Below are 8,091 nucleotides of genomic sequence, written 5' to 3'. Positions count from 1 at the left end.
CCTGTTACCGCCGTGAAAGGGCAGTGTCCTAGGCCTCTAGACGAACGGGACACAGACTACCTCGACCGCTTTCACCGTTAATGTCGAAGTGGTGCGTATTCTAATGGGGTTCGAGTAATGTGTCAAGCATTTTTACCGAATATTTTAATGTTTTTTATTTGGTCTATCTTTTAACAAACAATGCGGATAAATAATTGGTCTATCACTCATTAAACAGTGTTGATTCACCACTTTACGTTTTAAATGATGCCTTATCCACAATGAAGTTATCATGCTAATTGCCAAGGCAAAAAGTATGTAACCGATAATGGTTCCCCAGATCATATGAGTAGGTTGCATGAGCTTCTCCTTAAGCGACTACCTATCTTACTCTACTCCTGATTGATCAATTGTTATGTTATCTTCAAGTAAAGCAACTGTCAGCATAGGGTAACTATTTAAGATATGACAAAAAAGTTCAGCAGTTTTTTGAGTGTCATAAAGTGCTGAATGGGCTTCAGCACCACTAAAGTCAATGCCAGCTGCTTTACAAGCTCTGGCTAATACAGTTTGGCCAAAGGCTAAAGCAGAAAGAGTGACCGTGTCCAATACAGAGAATTGGTGAAAAGGGTTATGGTTTTTGCTATTGGTGCGCTCAATTGCTGCATTTAAAAAAGACAAGTCGAAGTGGGCATTATGACCTACCAAGATACATTTCACACAGTTGTTATCCTTGCGGACAGCATTTAATTCTTTAAAAATACGACGTATGGCCGGCTTTTCTTCTTCAGCAATTGCCTTACGTAAAGGATTATTAGGATCAATACCAGTAAAGTCTAAAGCACGTTGTTCAAGATTAGCGCCTTCAAATGGCATTAAATGAGCATTTAACGCCTCACCTAATATGAATTTTCCTTGTTCATCCATAATGATTGGAATACAAGCCAGCTCTAATAATGCATCGGTTTTGGCATCAAAGCCTGCAGTTTCAACATCGACGACTACTGGTAAGAACTTACGAAATCGCTCAACCATTTTTGTTACAGGCTCTTTTGCAAAGCCATTGCTATTAATAGTAGGTTGTTCATTAGCAACATCCAAGTTATTTTCATTCGATGAGGTATTGGCGCAGACTCTAGGTTCGCCATTGTCTGAGTTTTTTAAATCTTCGGTTGCTATTGAGTCAATTACTTTAGAGTGTGTCATAAATCAAAATCGCATATAAATAACAGTAGATGGATAGGCTTTTAAAATGCTTATCTGCTTTGAGCAAGCCTTTTTAAATGGCTTTTTTATCGTTAATTTTAAGACAATGTGCTACTTAAAGCTTATGACTCAAGCTTGATAGACCAAGGTAGAGTCTCACCCGCCATTAATGGTGTTAATGTCTCTTGCCCCAGATATGGATAACTGCTAGGTACCTGCATTGGCTCATTGACTAAGGTTATACGCTCATCGATAAGAGGTAAACCATAGAATTTAGCACCAAACTGGCTTGCAAAGCCTTCTAAACGATTAATTTTTCCAACACTATCAAACGCAGTAGCGTATAAGGGTAGGGCGATGGAAGCTGAGTAGCATCCTGCACAACCACACGCATTTTCTTTGGCATGGGTAGCATGTGGTGCAGAGTCTGTACCTAAGAAAAACTTGGGATTACCACTGGTAGCCACATCAAGCAGTACTTGTTGGTGCTGTTTGCGCTTTAAAATAGGCAAGCAGTAAAAATGAGGTTTAACTCCGCCTACCAGTAAATGATTTCGGTTAAATAATAAATGCTGTGGGGTAATGGTCGCTGCCACACGTTCATTTTGAGATAAAACAAAGTCAGCAGCATCACCGGTGGTAATATGCTCAACCACAATTTTTAATTCAGGAAACTGCGATACTAAGCTACTTAAGGTAGTATCAATAAACTGCTTTTCACGATCAAAAATATCAACATGAGAGTCGGTTACTTCACCATGGATGAGCAAAGGTAACTCGTATTTTTGCATCGCTGAGAATACTTCATGCCGACTTGCTAAATTAGTAACCCCATCTGCTGAGTTGGTAGTAGCGCCGGCAGGATATAATTTTACCGCTTGTACCACGCCAGATTGCGCCGCCAGTTTAATATCTTCTGCTGTTGTAGTATCTGTTAAATACAAGGTCATACGTGGATTAAAAGTGAGTTTATAACGATCATCTATATTCGCATGTTCTAGGGCTTGCATGATACGGTCACGGTAAGCTTGGGCTTCAATAGCAGTCTTAACCGGTGGCACTAAGTTAGGCATACAAATGACTCTATTAAAGCTTTGGGCCGCATGAGCTACGGTAGTGTTCAATGAGTTACCATCACGTAGATGAATATGCCAGTCATCTGGTCGTGCTAGAGTAATTTGTTTTGGTGTACTGTTATTGGTTTGAGCATTAGAAGGGGAGGTTTCGGTATCTGAAATTGATGCGGTATTAAGAATCATAACTAAAAGCCACTATTATTGATGTTATTAAACCATTGATGTTATAAAAATTTTAATGCTATTAAACTATTCATGCTATAAAACATGGGTGCCGAAACGATTAACTTATTATTGACTACTAGTCTTGTAATAATAACAGGTTTTGTAAATAAATTCGGATATACACTGTGTCAACGTGCACATTTTTTTAGAGGAATAACAAACAAACTAGTCCATTTGGTCTGATCAAAAGCAGTAATATACACTTGCTTGGGTTTAGTTGCTGCTATAAATAGTGTAAACTGAAATATAATGAGTGCATTTATTTATCATCTAATAAATAAAAGATAAGCACTCATTTTTTAGGTAAAAGATATAGTGAAATACTTTGGCAATTAGACCACGACAGTTCACTTCTTATTGAATCTATTTAATTCCAAATAAATTAACGCCTAAACCAAATAGTAAAAATTTTCTATGTTCACATTCACTCGATAAAGGATGCACTATGTCTATCGAAAAAGATAAAGTTAATAAAATTGTTTTGGCATACTCAGGCGGTCTAGATACCTCAATCATTGCCAAATGGTTGCAAGATACCTATGACGCTGAAGTCATCACTTTCACTGCCGATATAGGTCAAGGGGAAGAAGTAGAGCCAGCCCGAGCTAAAGCTGAAGCAATGGGTATTAAACACATCCATATCGAAGACTTACGTGCGGAATTTGCTCGTGATTACGTGTTTCCAATGTTCCGTGCAAATGCCATTTATGAAGGTGAGTATTTATTAGGCACCTCTATTGCCCGTCCCCTAATTGCAAAACGCTTGGTAGAAATTGCTAAAGAGCACAATGCAGATGCGATTAGCCATGGTGCTACTGGTAAGGGTAATGATCAGGTTAGATTTGAATTAGGCGCTATTGCCTTGGCACCTGATGTAAAAACCATTGCGCCTTGGCGTGAGTGGGATTTAACAAGCCGTGAAAGTCTAATGAAATATGCCGAAGAGCATAATATCCCGATTGATTTTTCAGCTAACAAAAAGAAATCTCCATACTCAATGGATGCCAACTTACTGCACATCTCTTATGAAGGCGATATACTAGAGGATCCTTATGCAGAAGCTGAAGACGACATGTGGCGCTGGTCTGTAAGCCCAGAAGAAGCACCAGATACTCCAGAATATCTAGAAATTGAATATGAAAAAGGTGATATCGTTGCCCTTAATGGTGAAAAACTTGAGCCATATGAGGTAATGATTAAACTAAACGAATTAGGCGGTAAGCATGGTATTGGCCGTCTTGATATTGTTGAAAACCGTTATGTAGGTATGAAGTCACGTGGCTGCTACGAAACACCTGCAGGCACTATCATGCTTAAAGCGCATCGTGGTATGGAGTCATTAACCCTTGATCGTGAAGCAGCTCACCTAAAAGATGAATTAATGCCTCGTTATGCAAAAATCATTTATAACGGTTACTGGTTTAGCCCAGAGCGCCAAATGCTACAGGCTTTAATTGATAAATCTCAAGAATATGTCACAGGCACAGTTCGCGTTAAACTATATAAAGGTAGTGTTAGCGTTGTGGGTCGTAAGTCACCTTACTCATTATTTGATGAAAAGATTGCTACCTTTGAAGATGATGCAGGTGCCTATGATCAAAAAGATGCAGAAGGTTTTATCCGTCTAAATGGTTTACGTTTATCGATCGAAGCTAGTCGTGGCCGTGATTTGTCGTAAGTTCTATACAATTATAATGTAAGAGTATAAAAGAAGCAGAAGTGAGGATTCACTTCTGCTTATTCGTTTATTTATAGTAGCTTTTTATTAATAGCAGTTTTTTAAGATACCATATTTATTGCAATTGAAATTGAAACACTACCTATTCTTGTACAGGATTTATCAAACACTTTTCAAGGTAATGAATATTTTGAGCTTGTGACGTAAACTTAGTGTCTTTTAATATCAAATCTCGATGGAGCGGGATATTGGTTTTAATGCCTTCGATAATTAATTCATCTAAAGCTTGTAAAGTTTTGGCAATAGCCTGTTCGCGGGTTTGACCATGACAAATCAGCTTTCCAATTAATGAATCGTAATAAGACGGAATGACATAACCTGGATAAAGGTGGGAGTCAAAACGGACTCCTGCACCATTCGGGCTAAAGTACTGCGTTATCTTGCCTGGAGAGGGAGCAAAGGTCTTTGGGTCTTCGGCATTGATGCGGCATTCAATGGCATGACCATGGACTTGGATTTCGTTTTGACGATAAGACAATCCATAACCTGCCGCAATTCTGAGTTGTTCAACCACAACGTCAATACCGGTTACCATTTCAGTAATGGGGTGCTCTACTTGAATACGGGTATTCATTTCAATAAAGAAAAATTGGCCATCTTCAAATAAGAATTCAAAAGTTCCAGCACCACGATAGCCAATATTTTCACAGGCTTTGACGCAAGCTTGTAAGATAGGCTCACGAATATCGTCAGGGATATCAGGGGCAGGCGCCTCTTCTAATACCTTTTGATGACGACGTTGTAAGGAGCAATCTCGATCATATAAATGTATGGCATTACCGTTACCATCACCTAACACCTGAACTTCAATATGGCGTGGATTTTGTAGATAACGTTCCATATACACGCTATCATCGCCAAACCAAAGTTCTGCTTCTTGTTTAGCAGCTTGAACTTGCTCATTTAGCTGATCAAAACGATCAACAATACGCATGCCGCGACCACCACCGCCAGCCGCTGCTTTAATTAATAAGGGAAAGCCTATACTCTTGGCTTGTTCTTCTGCATTATGTAAGGTAACCGTACCCATTGAACCCGGTACAGTGGGAACACCTGCTTGCTTCATGGCATTGATAGCTGAAACTTTATTGCCCATCAAGCGAATATGATCGGGATGCGGACCCACAAAAGTTATACCGGCCTCTTCAATTGTTTCAGCAAACTCTGCATTCTCTGCTAAAAAGCCATAACCAGGATGTATGGCATCACTACCGGTAATCTCTGCTGCTGTGATAATTGCGCCCGTATTAAGGTAACTTTGACTGGCATTGGGTTTTCCAATACAAATAGCCTCATCTACAAATCGTAGATGCATCAAATCTTCGTCCGCAGTAGAGTAGACGCCGACTGTCTTAATGCCCAGCTGCTTGCAGGCACGCACGATGCGTAGAGCAATTTCGCCACGGTTGGCGATGAGCAGTTTTTTGATCATCTAGGTGCCTATAACTTAGCTTCTATAACGAATAACAGGTTGACCAAATTGTACAACATCGCCATTTTCTACCAAAATGGCATCAATGATACCGCTTTGGGTGGCCTCAAGTGGGTTCATGATTTTCATAGCTTCAATGATACCGAGTGTATCCCCTGCCTGAACTTTATGACCTGGCGCCACAAAAGGAGCATCATTAGGACTTGGCGCAGCATAAAAAACTCCTACCATTGGAGAAGTTTCTACACTACCGGTATGAATTGTTTCCATCTGTGGTTCTGTGATATAAGCAGAACTAGCAGCCAACATTGAAGGGATGGGAGTATTGTAATGCCGAGTCAAACTAACACTGTCTTCACCCGTTTTAATCTCAAGATTAACCAGGTCTTTTTCTTCCATTAGCTCGATGAGCGTACGAATTTTTTCAATGTCCATACGATTGCCTACAGGTGTTCTTATAATATTGCCCATATTGTAACAAATTTTGTCGCATCTGATGCGTTACAAATGATGTATTTAAGTTTAAATATGACATGAATTTCAAAATATTCTATTTTCATTGATAAAATTAGCTTGAGTATACCTTATGATCTTGAAAACATAGAATTATAATAATTTTAAGCCGTGATAGTTTTAAGCCATAAAATTATTTAAGTCATAACAGTTTTGAACCATAATAGCTCAATTGGCGTATCTTGGATTGATATTTAGCACTTGACGTTGACGATAGTTTAAACGCAAGGTTAATAGCACAGAAGCCAAGCTCAGTCCTGTTACCAGAGCAATCCAAAAGCCTTGAGCTCCCGTATCAGTAAAACGCACTAAGTAAATGCCTAATGGCAAAGCAATTAACCAATAGCAAAATAAGGTAATCCACATAGGTATTTGAGTATCTTGCATCCCTCTTAATATTCCAGCGATATTTACTTGCCAGCCATCTACCAATTGATAGGCAATGGCAAACAATAAGAGATACATGGCTTGCGCTTTAACTTCAGGATTATCGGTAAACATATCGGCTAGATTTTCTCTAAATATCCAAACCCCTAACATACTACATAGGGCAATGCATACTGTCCAAATGAGACCGGTGCGTTGAACCTGCTGTAATGCCAGCCAGTTTTTTTCACCATAACGGTTTGATACCATTATCGTAAGTGCCATGGCAACCGACATAGGAATCATAAAAAGCTGCGAAGTTACAGCTATGGCGACTTGATGAGACGCAATGGCAATAGCACCAAGTGGACTTATCACAATAGAGGCGAGACTAAACAAACTGGCCTCAAAGAAAATCGATATACCTATAGGCACACCCAAACGAAAAAGCTTACCAATCTGCTTGCGATCGGGCTTTGCAAAGTTATAAAAGAATCGCATCTCATTAAATTTGTGATGCTTTGACTTATGTAAATAAATTGACAATAAGATGACGTTAATCCATAGAACGCAGGCAGTAGCCAATCCACATCCTGCGCCGCCTAATTCTGGAAAGCCGAATAATCCATGAATAAAAATGTAATTAATAGGAATGTTAATAAACAAACCGATCAAGCTAATAATTGTCACCGGTTCTGGACGTGCCAGTGCTTCACAATAACTACGCAATACTGCATAACAAGCAATAGCCGGAAACCCCCACGCTATAAATCTTAAATATTGAGAGGCTTTGGGCTGAATGTCTGCTGGCACGCCCATTATCCCAAGCAGGTTTGGCGTGACAGACACCACCACTAAGCCAATGGTACCAATACAGATTGCCGCCCATAATGATTGCTGAGTAATGTGGGGCACATGATGCGGTGTTTTTTGACCTATCTGCTCCCCAATAAGTGGTGTGGTGGCAATTAAAGTGCCAGTAGCCAATAAAAATAACGGTAACCAAATGCCAGAACCAATTGAAACAGCCGCTAAATCTAATGCAGAAACACCCCCTGCCATAATAGCATCTACCACACCTAAAGCAGCTTGGCAGAATTGAGTAATTAGAATAGGAAGTACCAAGGTTCCCAAGCGCAGACTGTGCTGCTTAAAATCATAAAAGGTTAAATTAGACGACATACGAAACTTCTAAAAATAGGGTTTAATTTAAATAAGCTTTAATTATTGAAATCTTAATATGACTTTGACTTAATTTATTAATAATACAAATAAATAACCTGCCTTAGGGCAGGTTTAATAATGATACGATTTAATATTAAATGAACTTTATGACAAGTATCACAGATAGTTGAGAGCATAATAAGGTCAGTTAGCCCTATAATCAAGTTATCAAGCTATCAAGTTATCAATTGAATTGCTCTACTATATAGTTGCTAAGCACGTATAATAAGTCATGATAAAGTTTTAGTTTGAATAAATACAATTTGGATTTGGCTTAGGAGTAGGGATGACTATCCTAATCGTCTTTGTCAATTTCACTATTTATAACTTGT

7 protein-coding genes are annotated in these 8,091 nt (G+C 39.1%); 1 reads left to right on the top strand and 6 read right to left on the bottom strand.

Annotation, left to right across the window (positions count from 1 at the left end):
* Positions 1-144: 144 nt before the first annotated feature.
* The 3 genes from QZ265_RS08360 to pyrC all read right to left on the bottom strand — a co-directional run bounded on the left by QZ265_RS08360 (position 145) and on the right by pyrC (position 2,444).
* The gene (locus QZ265_RS08360; RefSeq protein WP_296405242.1) at positions 145-339 is read right to left on the bottom strand and encodes a hypothetical protein; all 195 of its coding nucleotides are present in this window, start codon (positions 337-339) and stop codon (positions 145-147) included.
* A gap of 27 nt (positions 340-366) precedes the next feature.
* Positions 367-1,014: a ribonuclease T gene (gene rnt / locus QZ265_RS08355; protein ID WP_296405244.1), complete on the bottom strand. Its 648-nt coding sequence runs from the start codon at positions 1,012-1,014 to the stop codon at positions 367-369.
* 293 nt (positions 1,015-1,307) lie between these two features.
* On the bottom strand, positions 1,308-2,444 hold the full coding sequence (gene pyrC, locus QZ265_RS08350) for a dihydroorotase (protein WP_296405239.1): 1,137 nt from the start codon (positions 2,442-2,444) through the stop codon (positions 1,308-1,310).
* A gap of 487 nt (positions 2,445-2,931) precedes the next feature.
* On the opposite strand from pyrC, the gene QZ265_RS08345 reads away from it, so the two are divergent.
* Complete coding sequence (locus QZ265_RS08345; RefSeq protein ID WP_296405237.1) at positions 2,932-4,164, top strand: argininosuccinate synthase; 1,233 nt, start codon at positions 2,932-2,934, stop codon at positions 4,162-4,164.
* Between the two features lie 142 nt (positions 4,165-4,306).
* Here QZ265_RS08345 and accC read toward each other — a convergent pair whose 3' ends face one another.
* The 3 genes from accC to QZ265_RS08330 form a co-directional block, all read right to left on the bottom strand.
* A complete protein-coding gene (accC, locus tag QZ265_RS08340; RefSeq protein ID WP_296405235.1) occupies positions 4,307-5,656 on the bottom strand; it encodes an acetyl-CoA carboxylase biotin carboxylase subunit in 1,350 nt (449 codons plus the stop codon).
* Between the two features lie 15 nt (positions 5,657-5,671).
* On the bottom strand, positions 5,672-6,091 hold the full coding sequence (locus QZ265_RS08335) for a biotin/lipoyl-containing protein (RefSeq protein ID WP_296405233.1): 420 nt from the start codon (positions 6,089-6,091) through the stop codon (positions 5,672-5,674).
* 246 nt (positions 6,092-6,337) lie between these two features.
* A complete protein-coding gene (locus QZ265_RS08330) occupies positions 6,338-7,717 on the bottom strand; it encodes an MATE family efflux transporter (RefSeq protein ID WP_296405231.1) in 1,380 nt (459 codons plus the stop codon).
* Positions 7,718-8,091 lie beyond the last annotated feature (374 nt).

This window comes from Psychrobacter sp. (assembly GCF_018260395.1).
GTDB lineage: Bacteria > Pseudomonadota > Gammaproteobacteria > Pseudomonadales > Moraxellaceae > Psychrobacter.
Note: the sequence above shows the minus strand (reverse complement) of the source record. Positions and strands in the feature narration are given on the sequence as shown.